At 52.4% G+C, this 17,020-nt stretch carries 12 protein-coding genes; 10 read left to right on the forward strand and 2 right to left on the reverse strand.

Annotated features, from left to right (window positions below):
• The first annotated feature begins 68 nt into the window (after window positions 1–68).
• Together WDY75_RS01200 and WDY75_RS01205 are read left to right on the forward strand one after the other, a co-directional pair.
• Window positions 69–965 (forward strand): LysR family transcriptional regulator, encoded by an 897-nt coding sequence (locus WDY75_RS01200; protein ID WP_063478082.1) that lies wholly within the window; start codon window positions 69–71, stop codon window positions 963–965.
• A gap of 165 nt (window positions 966–1,130) precedes the next feature.
• Complete coding sequence (locus WDY75_RS01205; protein ID WP_036640179.1) at window positions 1,131–1,349, forward strand: DUF378 domain-containing protein; 219 nt, start codon at window positions 1,131–1,133, stop codon at window positions 1,347–1,349.
• A 467-nt stretch (window positions 1,350–1,816) separates the two neighbouring features.
• On the opposite strand, the gene WDY75_RS01210 is transcribed toward WDY75_RS01205, so the two are convergent.
• Complete coding sequence (locus WDY75_RS01210; RefSeq protein ID WP_006207078.1) at window positions 1,817–2,854, reverse strand: glycoside hydrolase family 18 protein; 1,038 nt, start codon at window positions 2,852–2,854, stop codon at window positions 1,817–1,819.
• A gap of 431 nt (window positions 2,855–3,285) precedes the next feature.
• Between WDY75_RS01210 and WDY75_RS01215 the strand changes: the two genes are divergently transcribed.
• From WDY75_RS01215 to WDY75_RS01250, 8 genes are all read left to right on the forward strand, one after another.
• Complete coding sequence (locus WDY75_RS01215; RefSeq protein WP_006207076.1) at window positions 3,286–4,257, forward strand: ABC transporter permease; 972 nt, start codon at window positions 3,286–3,288, stop codon at window positions 4,255–4,257.
• A gap of 16 nt (window positions 4,258–4,273) precedes the next feature.
• The gene (locus tag WDY75_RS01220; RefSeq protein ID WP_006207075.1) at window positions 4,274–5,182 is read left to right on the forward strand and encodes a carbohydrate ABC transporter permease; all 909 of its coding nucleotides are present in this window, start codon (window positions 4,274–4,276) and stop codon (window positions 5,180–5,182) included.
• Between the two features lie 40 nt (window positions 5,183–5,222).
• The gene (locus WDY75_RS01225; protein WP_006207074.1) at window positions 5,223–6,830 is read left to right on the forward strand and encodes an extracellular solute-binding protein; all 1,608 of its coding nucleotides are present in this window, start codon (window positions 5,223–5,225) and stop codon (window positions 6,828–6,830) included.
• Between the two features lie 131 nt (window positions 6,831–6,961).
• Window positions 6,962–8,350: an alpha-L-fucosidase gene (locus WDY75_RS01230; protein WP_063478080.1), complete on the forward strand. Its 1,389-nt coding sequence runs from the start codon at window positions 6,962–6,964 to the stop codon at window positions 8,348–8,350.
• A gap of 64 nt (window positions 8,351–8,414) precedes the next feature.
• The gene (locus WDY75_RS01235) at window positions 8,415–9,701 is read left to right on the forward strand and encodes an alpha-L-fucosidase (RefSeq protein WP_063478079.1); all 1,287 of its coding nucleotides are present in this window, start codon (window positions 8,415–8,417) and stop codon (window positions 9,699–9,701) included.
• Between the two features lie 64 nt (window positions 9,702–9,765).
• A complete protein-coding gene (locus tag WDY75_RS01240; protein WP_063478078.1) occupies window positions 9,766–10,788 on the forward strand; it encodes a carbohydrate-binding family 9-like protein in 1,023 nt (340 codons plus the stop codon).
• 7 nt (window positions 10,789–10,795) lie between these two features.
• The gene (locus tag WDY75_RS01245) at window positions 10,796–13,429 is read left to right on the forward strand and encodes a transglutaminase domain-containing protein (RefSeq protein ID WP_063478077.1); all 2,634 of its coding nucleotides are present in this window, start codon (window positions 10,796–10,798) and stop codon (window positions 13,427–13,429) included.
• Window positions 13,430–13,434: 5 nt separating this feature from the next.
• A complete protein-coding gene (locus WDY75_RS01250; protein ID WP_063478076.1) occupies window positions 13,435–14,481 on the forward strand; it encodes a glycoside hydrolase family 18 protein in 1,047 nt (348 codons plus the stop codon).
• 238 nt (window positions 14,482–14,719) lie between these two features.
• On the opposite strand, the gene WDY75_RS01255 is transcribed toward WDY75_RS01250, so the two are convergent.
• On the reverse strand, window positions 14,720–17,020 hold the full coding sequence (locus WDY75_RS01255) for a helix-turn-helix domain-containing protein (RefSeq protein WP_036640164.1): 2,301 nt from the start codon (window positions 17,018–17,020) through the stop codon (window positions 14,720–14,722).

Genomic DNA, 17,020 nt, shown 5'->3' on the forward strand with positions numbered 1-17,020 from the left:
AAGTAATCAGTTATGGTAATATCATCTCATATTGATGAGGGACGCTGGAGAAGCGAAGGAGGTCCAAGATGGATCAAGCACTAGAGGTATTTGTAACGGTCGTGGAGAAGGGGAACTTCACCCGTGCAGCCGAAGAACTGCTCATGACACAACCTGCGGTAAGCCAGTATGTCCAGGCATTGGAGCGGTCTGTTGGCACCAAGCTGCTGGACAGAACCAATAAATACGTCCGCCTCAATAAAGCCGGAGAAATTGTATACCATCACGCGAAGGAGATTCTGGGCCTGTACACGCGCATGAATTCACTTGTGGATGATTTGATGCACCGTGCTGGCGGGAACCTCTCCATTGGCTCCAGCTACACCTTCGGGGAGTATATGCTGCCGCATTTGATCGCATATATGAGAGAGCATTATCCGCTAATTCGCCCTACGATCACGATCGGGAATACGACCGAGGTGGCGGAGATGATTCTGCGCCATGAAGCGGATATCGGTATCGTTGAAGGGGATTATCATGATGAGAAGCTGCATATCGAGGCTTTTGCAGAGGATGAAATGGTGGTGATGGTTCCCCGCGACGGGCGGTATGATCATCTGCAGGAGCTGGCGCTTTCCGAGCTTGCCAATGAGACCTGGATTGTAAGAGAGGCCGGATCAGGCACGCGGGAGGCCACGGAGCGGATGTTTACCCGGTATGGTGTTCACCCTGAACATATCGTGGAGTTCGGAAGTACGCAGTTGATCAAGGAATCCGTAGAGGCAGGTCTCGGCGTTACCCTGCTGTCGCGATGGGTAGTGCGCAAAGAGGTTCAGCTCGGAACCCTGCATATGCTGGCACCCAACGGTAAGCCGGTAGCGCGGCAGTTCTCGTGGATTACGCAGAAGACACCCTATCATACAAAGGCGGTTGAGGTATTTCTGGAGCTGCTGCATCAGCGGCGCGGATTTCCGAAGGAAGTGTGAATATGCGTGAAATGATCGAAGAGAATGGACATCACTGACAAGGGATGTTTTTTTGTTAGGACATGATTACAAATGAGATAAATGGTCAAAAATAAATACTAAAATCCATAGATAAGCTATTCATGATGAATTGATATGAAAATCGGGCGTAAGGAGGGTTAAACGATGAAAACATTTAATACCATTGCTTTGCTGTTATTGATCGTTGGGGGCATTAACTGGCTGCTTGTAGGCCTGTTTCAATACGATTTGGTAGCTGCATTGTTCGGTGGGCAGAGTTCTGCAGGCTCCCGTATCATCTATACGATTGTGGGTCTGTGTGCATTATACTCGATCCGCTTTTTCGGTGATGTTACGAATGATGATAGAGATCCAGCTAGATAAGTCATGTTTCATAACATGTACATATCATAAGTCGGGATTTAATTCGATATTCGCATCTGGTAAAAAAGCTGCTCCGTTTCACGGGGCGGCTTTTTTTTCTGCCTTTATTCCGATATTGTCCATGGCTGCACAATCTCATGTCAGGTGCAAAATCAACATATATTCCTGGTTTTTCCCAGTGTTTATCAGTGTCTATATGGCCTATACTCCAAGTTAAAAACGACATATTTACGGAGCAGGGAAGGAACTCATAGAATAAAACCAAGTCATAACGATGCTTGAAGGAATGATAGCTGAATGATAGATAATATAACACATATTCTATCGGGATTTCTTCTTGCGCAAACAGAGAAAGGTCTGCTTCGCACATATAAACATGAACGAAGCAGACCGGAAGAACGATGGGCACCAACCATACATGAGGAAGGGAGCGAGATAGCTGCAAAGCAGGCAAGCCTTGATTTCGTTTAGGAATGAAATGCTCTGTACATGGCATCCAGCAGACTGTGTGTTGTATCGCAGCTATATTCCCAGAACATGATACCCGCCAGCCCCTGATCCTGAATGTATTTGCATTTATGGGTTAACGATTCCGGATCATCGTATGTAATGAAGCTGCTGCCATCGAACAAATAAGGGGCTTTGGCTTCATCATCCCAGAACCGCTTGAACTGAGGGTTATTGAAATAGTCGGCCGTGAGCTGGGTGTAAGTCGGACCATAGCCACCCGAGGATGGAGCGATCTGGAGATAACCGTTGTTTACATCCGGCACGTCCTTCCATCTTCTGGAGTAGAATGCGGCACCGATCACGATTTTCTCTCGCGGCACGCCCGCTAGGGTGAACATGCGTACGGAAGCATCCGCACTAATTCGAAACAGATCGCCAGTAGAGGTATAGAGGTTGGCATGATGGCCCGTTAATGTATGGAACCCGCCGCGCATGTCGTAGGTCATGAGCTGGATGAAGTCAAGATAAGGGTGGATGTCGCTTATTTCGGTACCCTCAATATAATACTGATCGGCTCCGGCAGCGATGGTGAGCAGATAGCGATGATTCCTCCCCTGTCCGTAGTGATCGAGCGCTTCCCGCAGCTCCTTCAGCAGCACGGTAAAGTTCCCCTTGTCGTTAGGCGATGCAGTCGTTCCGGCTATTGAGTAGCAGGGATATTCCCAGTCCAGGTCGATGCCGTCAAAAGGAAACTCCTGCAGCAGAGCTATCGCTGATTCGCACACGCTTTGTCTTCCCGCTGCCGTGGATGCAGCTTCCGAGAATCCGTCTGAGCCCCAGCCGCCAACGGATAACAGGATCGTGAGCTTGGGATTGATGGATTTCAGGCGCTGGATTTCGTGAACGGTATCCGTGTCAGCATACGTAATCTTGTCTTCTTGGATATGAGCGAAAGCAACGTTTAGATGAGTGAGCCGCTGGGCATCCTCGGCAGTGATCTGGGATAAGACCTTGCGCCCTGCATAACCGGCCAGAATCCAGGATGATGTCTGCATACGTGAATACCTCGTTTCGTGAAGAATATGTGGGTTTTGTCTTTACGGTTTATTTTTCCAACTTACGTTCAGATCTGGCATCTGTCAAGCTCATGCACGATGCTGTAATGACAACTTCAGGTGGGAAAAGGGTCAAATTCTACATGTTTTACTTCTCCGAAATGACAATGGCAAGTTGGGGTCAAAAGCCCAAAACCCCGTGATGACAGCACTTTCCGGGTCTTAAGGTGACAATTGAAAACGACATATTTACGGATGAGCCCGCGGTTCATACACTTGGGATGTAAGCGTTAACAATTTTCCAAAGCGAAGCAGAGCCGCACGATATCGAGGTGTGGTCAGTGGCCTCATTCCTTACATGTAAACAGGAGTGTTATTCGCTTTTCCTGCAAAGACGGCCGGATTTTCATTAGAAAAGGAGGGAGCAACCGATGCAGCCAGATGGGAAGTCCGCCTTGTCGCCAGACCTATCGGTGAACACGATTCCGAATCGCAAGAAAAATACGTTATGGAGGAGGATGATTCGAAACTGGGAGTTGTATCTGTTTATCGCGCCAGCATTTTTGTACTTTGTGATTTTCCATTACGGGCCGATGTACGGCATACAAATCGCATTTAAGAACTTTATCCCTACATTAGGGGTTACGGGCAGTCCGTGGGTTGGATTCGATCATTTCGTACGCTTCTTCAATTCATATTATTTCTGGGATCTGCTGTGGAATACCCTCAGCATCAGCTTGTACGAGCTGGCTATAGGCTTTCCGCTGCCCATTATTCTGGCCTTGGCCTTCAATGAGGTAAGGGATTCCTTCTTCAAGCGCACCGTGCAGACCGTAACGTATGCGCCGCATTTTATTTCCGTTGTGGTCATGTCCGGTATGATTATTACCTTCTTGTCTCCATCGTCAGGGATGATTGTCAATCTGGTGGAGGGCCTTGGATTTCAAGCGCCTCAATTTCTAACAGATCCTGCATGGTTCAAGACCGTGTATGTGCTGTCCGGTGTCTGGCAGAGTACAGGGTGGGGCACCATTATATACCTTGCTGCCCTGTCGGGGGTGGACCCGCAGCTGCATGAAGCCGCTGTGGTGGACGGTGCAAGCCGGTTCAAACGGATTCTTCATATTAACATCCCGGCCATTATTCCTACGATCACCATTTTGTTAATTTTGAACATGGGCAGCATTCTCGGCGTCGGCTTCGAGAAAATCCTGCTGCTGCAAAATCCGCTGAACATGGGCTCGTCCGATGTCATCTCGACATTCGTCTACCGTTCCGGTCTGGTTGATGCGCAGTACAGTTTCTCCACAGCTGTCGGATTGTTCAACTCGGTAGTGAATGCGATTCTGCTGATCGCGGTGAACCAAATTGCACGCCGCACCAGTGAAAACAGTCTGTGGTAGAAGGAGGGGAAAACACATGTCATCCGCGGTTAAGGAAAGCAGAAGCGACAAATTGTTCCTGGTATGCAACTACATCTATCTGACGATAGCGCTCGTCATTGTGCTGTACCCGCTGCTATACATCGTCAGCGCCTCAATCAGTGATCCCAAGTATGTCAGCTCCGGCGAAATGTGGCTTATTCCAAAAGGGATTACGTTTGACGGTTATGCCCGGGTGTTTGAGAACGCCAACATCTGGATCGGTTATAAAAATACGATTATTTATACGGTGGTAGGCACCATTGTCAACCTCATTGTCACCCTGCCGGCAGCGTATGCGCTGAGCCGCTCGGACTTCGTAGGACGGGGCTTCTTCATGGCGTTGTTCCTGGTAACGATGTTCTTCGGCGGAGGGCTCGTCCCGAGCTATCTGCTGGTTAAGGATCTTGGCATGGTGAACAGCATGTGGGCACTCATTCTGCCAGGCGCCGCATCTATCTGGAATATTATCGTATCCCGCACGTTCTTCCAGTCCACCATTCCGAAGGAGCTGCAGGAAGCGGCCCATATCGACGGGTGTACTAACTTCCGGCTGTTCATCCGAATTGTGCTTCCGCTCTCCATGCCTATCATTGCTGTCATGGCACTCTTCTACGGAGTCGGACACTGGAACAGTTACTTTAGCGCCATGATCTATCTGAATGATTCAGCGAAGTACCCGCTGCAGCTCTTCCTGCGCCAGATCCTGGTGCTTCAGGAGATGGCAGCGCAGGGCGGCGGAGCCATTGACGCCTCTTCAGCGACGGCGATGAATACCAAAGCGGAAATCGCTGCGCTGGTCAAATATGCCGTCATTATTGTTGCGACCGTTCCGGTCATTGCGATTTATCCGTTCCTTCAGCGTTACTTTGTGCAGGGTGTTATGATTGGTTCCGTCAAGGGCTGATCTTAAACCATAATCCACACTAAAAAGGGGAGTTGTTGTCATGAAAAAGCTTCGCAAGGCTTCATCGATTGTACTCTGCCTCACCTTATCAGCAGCATTGCTTGCAGCCTGTGGTTCACCCAAAGAAGAGGGAGGTTCCTCGACTTCCGGTACGGCCAGTACCGAAGGGGTCAAAAAAGAGGGATTCCCGATCGTTGACAAACCGCTGACGTTAAAGGTTATGTCCCAGGATGCGGGCGTAGCCGACTGGAACACAATGCCGGTCCTTCAAGAGATGGAGAAATTGTCGGGTATCAAGCTGGAATATCAGTTATCGCCAATCGACAGTTTTGAAACGAAGAAGAATCTGGTGTTCGCAAGCGGCGATTTGCCAGATATGTTCTACGCTGCGGATCTCAAGCCGGCTGAGCAGGTGACTTACGGCAGCCAGGGCATTCTGATCCCGCTGGAGAAATACATTGACGAAGGATATGCCCCGAATATCAAAAAGATTCTCGACGAGCATCCGGATGTCCGCAAATCCTTTACGACGCCTGACGGACATATGTATGCGCTGCCGTTCATCGATACGGCCGCCGTGTGGTACAGAGGTCCGATGTGGTATAACGGCGAGTTCCTGAAGGCGCTTAATGTGGAAGAGCCTAAGACTACGGAGGAATTGTATACGTATCTGAAGCGTGTGAAGGAAGAGGATCCTAACGGCAACGGTCAACCAGATGAAATTCCGCTTACTTCCGTAAAACTCGATGATCTTCGAATGTTTTTCTTCGGCTTCTGGGGAATGTACAACGAAGGAATCTATGCCGATAAAGACGGAAAAGTGCATTATCCTTACCAGGAAGAAGGCTACAAAGGCTATCTGACGTTCATGAACCGCTTGTGGAAGGAAGACCTGCTGGATCATGAGACCTTCTCGCAAACCGGCGATCAGAAAAAAGCAAAAGGCGAAAGCAACAAGCTTGCGCTCTTCAATGACTACCATCCGTACTTTACGCTCGGCGGCGAGCCTAGCACGGATCACCCGCTGATGACACCTGTGAAGAGTGAGATCGCAGACTCTCCTGTATACGGCAAGCACCCGGGTATGTCGGCCCGCGGCACCTTTGCGATTACCAGCAGCAACCCGTCCCCGGAGGCGACGATGCGCTGGATCGATTATCTGTACAGCTATGAAGGTGCGACCCTGTTCAATCAAGGTCCTGAAGGCGTGCTGTGGAAATTCAAAGACAAGGAAAACCGGGTGAAAGAGTGGCTTCCTGTCCCTGGTGGTGGAGACCGTGAGGAATACCGCGGCAAAATCACACCGAACTACGGCATTTTGACTCCGGGCATTAACGATCCGGATGTCGCGAAGGGTCTTCGCACCGAATTTGATGAGTGGATTGACCAGCAGAACCAAGAGAAGCTGGTGCCAATCGGAAAGGCTCCATTCCCTAACGTTTATTTGACAAATGAAGAGCAAAGCGAAGCAACCGCTCTATTGTCTGACCTGGATACGTATGTCAAGCAGATGGAAGCGAAATTCGTGACCGGTCAGGAACCGATGGAGAACTGGGATAAATATATAACGCAGATCAAGAAGATGGGCAGTGACCGTATCGTCGAGCTGTATCAAGGGGCATACGACCGCTGGAACACCGGAAAATAAGAAAATAGATCCAAAATAAAAGCCAACTCATCCCGGTCCCTCCAGGCCGGGGGTTGGCTGTTGTTTTTAACGGGCAAGCCCTCATCATCTTGTTAAGGCCATAATCACAAATCAGATATCGGAGGTACACCATGTCGGAGAATAAGCTGGTAGAGGAAGAAGAGCAAGCGGTAGTAGAGCAGGGCGTACACAATTTCAGCAGTGAGGATAAGTGGGTGAAGCCGGAGGATCCGCTGCTTCTGGAACGCCTGGAGTGGTTCAAGGACCAGAAGCTTGGGCTGATGATGCACTGGGGACCGTATTCCCAGCTGGGTCTCGTTGAATCTTGGGCGCTGAGCGACAAGGATGCGGATTGGTCGCGTGACGGCATCGACTGGGATATCGATGCGGAGGAGCTCAAGCGGCAGTATTTTGACCTGAACAAGACCTTCAATCCGCTTCGCTTTCAGCCTGAGCTGTGGGCTGATCTTGCCGCGGATAACGGCTTCAAATATTTGAACTTTACCACCAAGCACCATGATGGATTCTGCATGTGGGATACGCATACGACCGACTATCGTGTCACGGGTCCGGATTGTCCGTTCCATACGCATAAACACGCCGATATCACCAAGGAGCTGTTCGACGCCTTCCGTGCGAAGGGACTCGGCATCTCTGCATATTTCTCCAAGGCCGACTGGCATACGCCATACTACTGGGCGCCGGGGATGGAGGCAGGCAGCTTCACGTCCAGGGGCCCCAGCTATAACCCGCAGGAATACCCGTGGCTGTGGGAGCAGTTTGTCCAGTTTACGCACGAGCAGATTATGGAGCTGATGACCCGTTACGGCCGCATTGATGTGCTGTGGCTGGATGCAGGCTGGGTGAACGACTACCGGGATCAAAATATCCGATTAGGCGAGGCAGTGGACAAGGCGCGCAAAATTCAGCCTTGGCTCCTCTCGGCAGACCGTACGGTTGGCGGACCTTACGAGAATCTGATTACGCCGGAGCAGACGCTGCCTGAACGCGCTCTTCATGTGCCATGGGAGAGCTGCATCACGATGGGAACCTCCTTCTCCTTCCGCTATGAGGATCGTTATAAATCGGTGCGTCAGCTCATCCATCTGCTAGTCGAGATTGTGGCCAAGGGCGGTAATCTGGCGCTCAATGTGGGCCCGCAGCCGGATGGAAGACTGTCCGAAACGGCGATTTCACGCATGAAGGGTATGGGAGCCTGGCTAAAGGTCTATGGGGAGGCGATTTACGGAACGCGTATTTGCGAGCCGTACTCCTCCGGTGCCGTTCAGTTTACCCAAAATGGCGATACCACCTATGCCATCTACCTGTATCGCAGCGAGCAGGAGTCGGTTCCCGAGGAACTGCATATTCCGTTGCAGTCGCCGTTTGGCCGCATTGATCTGGTAGGGGGTCAGGAGGCATTGGATTACCGCCGCACGGAGAATGGCATTGCCGTCCGTCTTCCGGAACAGGAGCGACAGGGTCTGGCGCCGATCGCGCATGTATTGCGGTTTCGTTAAGGAGCGGGAACAGCAGCATTACGGATTTTTCACATACAAGGACTTCGGAGAGGTGTGAACAGATATGCAGAAATGGTTCCAGGACGCCAAGCTGGGGATATTCATTCACTACGGCATCTATGCCGTGGACGGGGTTTCGGAATCGTGGTCCTTCTACAATGGACGGATTTCGTACGAAGAATACATGAAGCAGCTGAACGGCTTTACGGCATCGAGATTCAATGCGGAGAAGTGGGCGGACTTGATTGAGAAATCCGGTGCCCGATATGCCGTGCTGACAACGAAGCACCATGACGGTGTTGCACTGTGGGATACGCAGTACAGTGACCTCAATGTGGTGAAGCGGACTCCGGCCAATCGGGACATCGTGCGGGAGTATGCGGAAGCGATCAGGGAGAAGGGGATTTACCTGGGTATGTATTTCTCCCTGATCGATTGGTCGCATCCGGATTATCCGAATGTGTTCGAAGGAGGCAGGGTGCCGGAGGATCTCAGCGGCGTCAACCCGCATTCAAGTCCCGTGGACGGCGTTCAGGATCAGGAGAAGTGGAAGAAATTTCTGGAGTTCAACAACAACCAGCTGCGGGAGATTCTGACGAATTACGGAAAGGTGGATCTGCTGTGGTTCGACGGCGACTGGGAACGGAGCGCCGAACAGTGGAATCTGCCGGAGTTCAAGCATTACCTGCAATCCTTTAACTCGGACATTATCATCAACTCCCGTCTTCAAGGCTATGGCGATTATAAGACGCCGGAGCAGGGCATACCGATCACGAGACCGGAGGGGCCATGGGAATTCTGCACCACGATCAACACATCCTGGGGCTATGTGCCAACGGATCATAAATATAAATCGTTACACCAGATCATTCGGATGTTCTGTGACTGCATTTCAATGGGCGGCAATATGCTGCTGGATATCGGTCCGCGCGAAGACGGCACCATCGATAAGAGGCAGGAGGATATTCTGCTTGGGCTGGGAGCATGGATTCGGACCCATGAAGAGGCCGTGTTCGGAACGGGAGAAGGCATCATGTCCCGCTATTATCTGGGAGGCAGCACCGTATCCGAGGACAGAAAGACATTGTACCTGTTTGTGTATGACAATCCGAAAGAGAGAGTGTGCATCAAGGGGCTTTGCAACAAGATCAGGAAGATTACCGTGCTGCATTCAGGGAAAGAGCTTGCTCATGAGATTCACGGGGGCGTGCCCTGGTTCAACATTCCGGGAACGACCTGGATCAGGATGACCCCGGAAGACACGCATGAGCAGGTGACGGTGCTGAAGCTGGAATTGGAGGAGGAGCTGGAGATGTACGGCGGCTCAGGAGCCGTTGTGACTCATAACTAATCATACGGGGAGGGCCAAGCGCCGAGGGGTGCAAGGGTCTCCCTTACGAAGCGGAGAGGGCGACATGAACCAAAGTGGAGTGCCGGAGCCGAGGATTGAGTATGCTCCCAAGCATTATATATGCCAGCGTGCGGGGCAGCCGCTGGTGCTGGACGGCCGCGTGGATAAGGCATTCTGGGCTGCGGCCTATTGGACTGAGGACTTCGTTGATATCGAAGGGGATCTTCGTCCTTTGCCTGGGAAGCAGACACGGGTAAAAATGCTGTGGGATGACAACTATTTCTACTTTGCTGCCGAGCTGATCGAAGATCAGATATGGGCTACCTTGACGGAGCGCGATTCCGTTATTTTCTACGATAATGACTTTGAGATTTTCATCGATCCGGACGGGGACACCCACCAATATTATGAATTCGAGATCAATGCGCTGAACACGGTGTGGGACCTGCTGCTGGTGAAGCCGTATCGGGACGGCGGGCCTCCGGTCAACGGCTGGGATATCAGCGGTCTCAAGACGGCGGTGTCTATCGACGGGGAGCTGAACCGTCCTGACGCCGATAACCGGAAATGGAGTCTGGAAGTGGCGATTCCCTGGACCAGTCTTAAGGAGTGTGCCGAAGGCGGGCGCCCGCCTGCTCCGGGAGAGTTCTGGCGCGTCAACTTCTCGCGGGTGGAATGGCAGGCTGAGGTGCAGGACGGTGAGTACCGCAAGGTGCTAAACCCGGAGACGGGGAAGCCTTATCCGGAGGACAACTGGGTCTGGTCGCCTATGGGCATTATCAATATGCATTATCCGGAGCTGTGGGGATATGTCGTATTCGCGGACGGCGAGGGGCCCCGGTCGTTTACGCTTCCGGATGACGAAAGGATCAAGTGGGAGCTTCGCAGGCTCTACTACCGCGAACGTAATTATTATGAAGCCCAGGGTGAATTTACACAGGATGTGAAGCTGCTCATGGGTGAGGATTCATGGAGCATCGAGCCTGTCATTGAAACGACTCGCAGCCTGTTCCAGATTAGTGCGCCTTCCTCTGATGGAACAGCCCTAATCTGTGTACGGGAAGACGGAAAGTTATGGAGGGAGTGAACGGAGGATGACCAGCCAAACCTTGGTGTTCTCAATGGATTCGCAGATGCTCGAGCGGATCGAGCAAAAATTCCGAGAGAAGGTCGTGTTTGCGGAAGGCCGCAAAGATAAGCTGTTCCATATTTTTGGGCAGGAATTAACGGAAGAAGAGACTTGGGCCTTAAAATATTTGTTTGCCTACATGCCGGTGAACGATTTGGCCGACTATGACGGAGAGTTGTTCCTCAGCCATGTGCGCAGAACGCTGGACACCCGCAAGCGCGTCCCTTGGGGAGACCGCGTGCCGGATCACTTGTTCCTGCATTTTGTGCTTCCCTACCGGGTCAATACGGAGAATATTGAGGATTACCGCGGTATTCTCTACAACGAATTGGCAGAACGGACAGCCAAGTTATCCATGGCAGACGCCATTCTCGAAACCAATTACTGGTGCCACGAGAAGGCAACTTACATCGGCAGCGATCTGCGTACGATATCGCCGCTGACCTTGATCCGCAATGCGCGCGGGCGCTGCGGCGAGGAGTCCACACTGGCGGTGGCCGCTCTTCGAAGCATTGGCATACCTGCGCGTCAGGTCTATACGCCGCGCTGGGCCCATTGCGATAGCAACCATGCCTGGGTGGAGGCATGGGCGGACGGCCAGTGGTATTACATCGGGGCATGCGAACCGGAAGCCCGCCTGAATCAAGGCTGGTTCAGTCCGCCAGCCCGCAGAGCGATGCTGATCAATACACGAATTTTTGCCGATTATCCCGGACCGGAGGATATTACCCTCTATGAAAAGGGATTTACAGAGATTAATTTACTGGAGAACTATGCGCCGGCCCGCACCCTTTACGTGAGCGTGAAGGATCGGCAGGGAGCGCCCGTATCCGGCGCAAGTGTCCGCTTTGAGCTGTACAATATGGCGGAATTTTATCCCATTGCCGAAATCAAGACCGATCAGCAAGGGAAGGCTGCCTTCAAGACAGGTTATGGCGATCTCTTGATTCGTGCGGTCAGCGGCGGCCGGTGGAATGAAACCCTCTTCAAGGGTCAGGACGGCGAGTGTGTTGAGCTTGTGCTGGACTCATCAGAGCAGCCGGCAGGGATTGTGGATTTCGATATGGTCCCTCCCCCGGAAGGAGAGGGGGAAGCGGCGATTGCGTTACCGGAGGAGAAGATCCGGGATCACAATCGCCGTCTTGAGGAAGGGGCTAAGACCCGGAGCGAATATGAGCGTACATTCCCGAGTGAGGAAGAGGCTTTCGCACTGGCTCATAAGACTGAACTGTCTCCGGAGCGGGTGTGGGATATTCTGCGGAAGGCACGGGGCAACAGCCGCGAAGTCGCAGCTTTTCTGGAGGGGCGCTCCAGTGAATACGGCGAGTGGCCGCTGCGGCTGCTGGAGTCGCTGAACGAGAAGGATTTGATCGATACCTGTCGGCAGACGCTGGATGATCATCTGATTGGCGCACTCTCGCAGCGCGGACAATGGGCAGAGGAAACGTTCGCGAAGTACATCCTGTGCCCGCGGGTTTCCTATGAAATGGTGGTTCCTTACCGAAGCTTGTTTCAGAATGCCTATTCAGCGGGCGAGGCGGCGGCATTCAGGGAGGAGCCTTCGAAGCTTGCCCGCCTTCTGGAACAGGGCTATACGCATTATGAGGATCTTCCCAACTTGAAGGGCAAAGGAAATCCGGCAGGGACCTACAGTCTGATGAAGGGGGATCTGCAGTCGCTTGATATTCTGTTTGTGGCTGTATGCCGCAGCTTGGGCATTCCGGCCCGATTGCATCCGAGCGAGCAGAAGCCGCAGTACTTGGTCGACGGAGGCTGGGAAGATGCCGTGTTCAGTCTCGGCTCGCCTCGCATTCAGGAGAGCTCCGGTTGGGGAATGCTGCAGCTCCTCAGAGATTCCGAGGCTCCACAGGATGCGCCGGCCGCATCCTATGCCGAGAACTTCTCGTTGGCCCGCCTGGAAGATGGCGTGTATAAAACGCTGGTTTATCCGTATGGCAGCACCGATGTCTACGATGAGTCATACGAGGTTGAACCGGGAGCCTATCGCTTGACTACAGGCATCCGTCTGAAGGATGGAACCGTAAGCGTGCGCTTCCTTTACTTTACCGTGCGTGCCGGGGACACCACGGAGGTTGTGCTGACTTATCGGGAGACGGTGGTCGATATCCCCGTGCTGGGCAAACTGGCAACAGGCAGTGTACTGACCCGTCTGGATGGATCAGAGGTCGTACTGGAGGATCTTCTGGAATCGGCGGGTTCCATTGCTGCCTGGATTGAACCGGAGCGGGAGCCGACCAAACATCTGATTCGCGAGCTGAGCGAGCTGGCTGAATCGTTCGATCAGCTGGGAATGCCGATCGTGCTGGTGATCGGAGATACGGAATGGAACGTTTCCTTCGACCCTGCCGGTTATCCGAGGCTGCCGGTACGCACGGTTTTTGTGCGGGATTCCAGTTATGCCTCCTTGTCCGGTTTCATTCCGAAGCCCGCGGCTCACGAAGCTGGCTATCCTCATCTGTTCGTGCTGGATAGCCGGGATCAAATCCGTTATACGGCTTCCGGGTACAAGATCGGTACCGGGAAGGAAGCTCTGCAGATTGCAGCGGCGATATCTCAATTTTCGAATGGATCGGAGTGAAGAATATGACGAACTATATTGCTGCAGGTTATGCCGTCGATGCTGTTCTTCCCGACATGGCGCATGAGGATCTGTTGAAGTTAACCCACCTGAACGTCGCCTTCGGCCACGTCAAGCATGATGAGATCACGACCGAGCATTTGAAGAACGGCGAGGTTGTCCGGAACATCAAGCGGGATCACCCGCATCTTACGGTGCTGCTGTCCGTTGGAGGCTGGAGCGCTGGCGGTTTCTCCGAAGCCGCCTCCACCGAGACAGGAAGGAACAGCATGGCCGCATCGGCCGTCCGGGTGCTGGAAGAATACCCTTTTGACGGGATCGATCTGGACTGGGAGTATCCTTGTTACGGTGAAGCCGGCATCGCCTCGAGTCCGGATGACAAACGGAATTTCACCTTGCTTCTCAAGGCGATTCGGGAGGCACTGGATGCCAAGGGATCCGGGGATAGCCGCCATTATCTGCTTACAATCGCGGCAGGTGCAGACCAATACTACCTGGACGGTACAGAGATGGACGAGGTGCAGCGCTACCTCGACTTTGTCCAGTTGATGACCTATGATATGCGCGGCGGTTTTCAGGTTCTGACCGGTCATCATACGAATCTGTACACGCCAACCGGCGATCTGTTCCGAATCAGTACAGATGCGTCTGTGAACCTGTTCGCTCGCGCGGGCGTCCCGAAGGAGAAGATGGTGATCGGTGCCGCATTTTACTCGCGGATCTGGACTGAGGTTCCGGATCGAAACCAGGGACTTCACCAAATGGCTGGCAGCACAGGCGGCTACGGTCCGGCCTTTGCCGAGCTGGACGCGAATTACATCAACAAGAACGGCTACGTTCGATATTGGGACGAGGAAGCCTGTGCGCCGTACCTGTTTAACGGGTCCAGCCTAATTTCTTATGATGATGAAGAATCGATCCGGTGCAAATGCGATTATGTGAAGGAGCAAGGCCTGGCCGGGATCATGTTCTGGGAATACGGCTGCGACCCGACTCGCCGCCTGCTGGATGCAATGCATCAAGGACTTCAAGGCATCCCTGCTGCAAAATAGAAGGGGCTTGGCGTACGACGTAGTTTGGCTGGCTCGAAAAGTGACCGTTAAAATATACGAAAACCTCCCCTTAACTGTACGGTTAAGAGGAGGTTTTTGATTTATTCGGCGAATCGCTTACCCGATGGGATCTTCGTCGCCGTCGTTCGAAGCCGTTACCCGATGCGCTCTTCGTTGCTGTCGTTCGAAGCTGTTATCAGATGCACTTTCCATCGCGGTCGGCCGAACCCGTTACCCATCACCCGATACACTCCTCTTCGTCATCATCCGAGGAATCGGCCGAGCCGTTGGGACTGTGCATCTTGCGGTATTGTCCGGGCGTATAACCCGTCTCTTTCTTGAATTTACGGATGAAGTTTGGTGTATCCAGGTAACCGACACGCGTGATGATATCCTTTAACGGATCGGTGGTATGCAGCAGCAGCCGGATGACCTCATCCATCCGTTTCTGCCAGATATATTGAGTGAAATTCATGCCGATTTTCTCTTTAAAGGAGCGGCTGAAATACGATGAAGAGATGGTAAATTTGGATGAGATCGTGCCCAGGCTGAGGTCGTAATCCGTGAAATTGGCATCGATATAAGCAACGATTTCGTCCATCAACGAGCTTTCTTCCGTCTCGCTCTTCGCCTCGACATGGGCGCAGATTTCGGCGGCCAGGCCTGCCAGTTTCTTCTCCAGATCCTCCAGCGAGTCGTAGGAGGTAACCCTTGGAAGCTGATGAACCACATGATGGATGCCAAGCTCCGAGGCCGTTTTTAGCATCGTATTCAGAATATCGAAGCAGATGCAGCGGAGCAGCGGTACGGACGGCATTTCCGCTTTCAGGTTATTCAGCGCGGTGGATACCATCTGAACCGCCACATCGTAACTGCCCTGTTTCAAGCTCTGAACCAGCTTCAGCAGTACATCCTTGGGAACCCAGAAGGAGGAATCCTGTGTGCCGGAACCGGAAAGGGCGTTGAAGAAGGTGCTGCTGCCCTGTCCGTGCAGCATGGACGACTCCAGAGCGGTCGACGCCTCGATGTAGGACTGATTCAGCTGCTCGGGATAACTGTAGCGGTTGCCTATCCCGATTGCGGGTGCAGCGCCGGTATGCTCTGCCGCCATCGATTGCAGTGCTTCGACGATGGGCTCCATACGGGCATTCAGACTGGCTTCATGCCCGGTTTCGGCATCAAACCCGACAATAAGTGCCAGTTGATCTGGCTGTGGCAGCTCCACACCATAGGCATAAGCGGAAAACTCCGGCAGTTCCACATCGTTCATCAGCTGCATGACAGGTCTCCGCTCAGGGTTATCCCCGATGGGGAAGGCATGCGTTTCCCAGCCCATGGTCACCACAAAATAATGGGACCTGCTGAAGCGGATGCCGAGCTTCTCCGTAAACTCTGAGGGGAATTCTCCGGTATGACCATGCTTCAGCAGCATGAGCAGTATATGATTGCGAGCGTAGGGCTCCTGAAGATCCACGCGCTGGCTGTAATCGTGCAGCGTTTTCTTGATCCATTCCAGCTCGTTGCTGGATGTGGATGGTTCCGGGTTGTTCTTCAGTCGGATGAACTCCATCAGGTCTGATATCGGATGGTATTGTCGCCGGGCCAGCATAATGGCCAGAATGGTGCCCATCACCACCACGAAGGAGAACACCAGAATAATAAAGGTGCGAATATGGACGATCCGGCTGAAAAACTGGTTGCTCGGCATCGCGGTTACATAAGTCCAGCCAGCTTCAGATTTGACGGATACCACCGAATGCGGTTCTTGATTTAGTGAGAGGCTGTGCGTGCCGGGCTCAAGCGCAAACAACGCATTGACTTCCTCTTCGGTAATGGTTTCCCCTTTGTAATTGGCGGCCAGCACCTGCCCGTAATTATCGAAGATATAAGTCATCCCATGGTAGTCGCTGAGAATGGAATCAATCAATCCGGTGAGGTTGGATTCGTGAATCAAGTACATGACGGTTCCGTGGGCGGGCGTGTTGTTAGGTGCAATCGGTACAAGGTAGGCCAGCATGGAATTCTGGATTTTGGTGCCTTGCACGACCTGCTCCGCCGGGCGCATGGTGGGGAATTGCACGTTATTCAGATCGCGGACCATGTCCGCTTCGTTCCAGGTATTGAATTTGTAGCGGCCTGTGAATACATCCAGGTTCTCGAAGCCCTGAGAGGAGTAGATGCTATCATCTCCGCGGAAGAACAGGAATAGTTCATCGATAATGGAACTGTTGGCTTTGTATTTGACCAGGGCTCCAATCGATTCCCGGCTGTAGTAGGGATGGTGGGTCCAATACCGCGTTAACTGCTCGTCATAGGCAATGCGAAAGGCGATGTCCTGCAATTCTTTCATGCGGTCATCAATGACGGTTTTTGCCTGGGTCAGCTGATTGACATTGGTTTGTTCGATCTCTGATCGGAGGGTATTGACGGCATTATGATAAATAATGATGGTTAATATAACAAGAGGTATAAGGAAAATGGAGATATAGGACAGCGTATATTTAAGCAGAAGCTTGGACTTGAAGTGATTCCATTTCAT

The sequence above is a fragment of the Paenibacillus glucanolyticus genome (assembly GCF_037333485.1).
Lineage (GTDB): Bacteria > Bacillota > Bacilli > Paenibacillales > Paenibacillaceae > Paenibacillus_AQ > Paenibacillus_AQ glucanolyticus.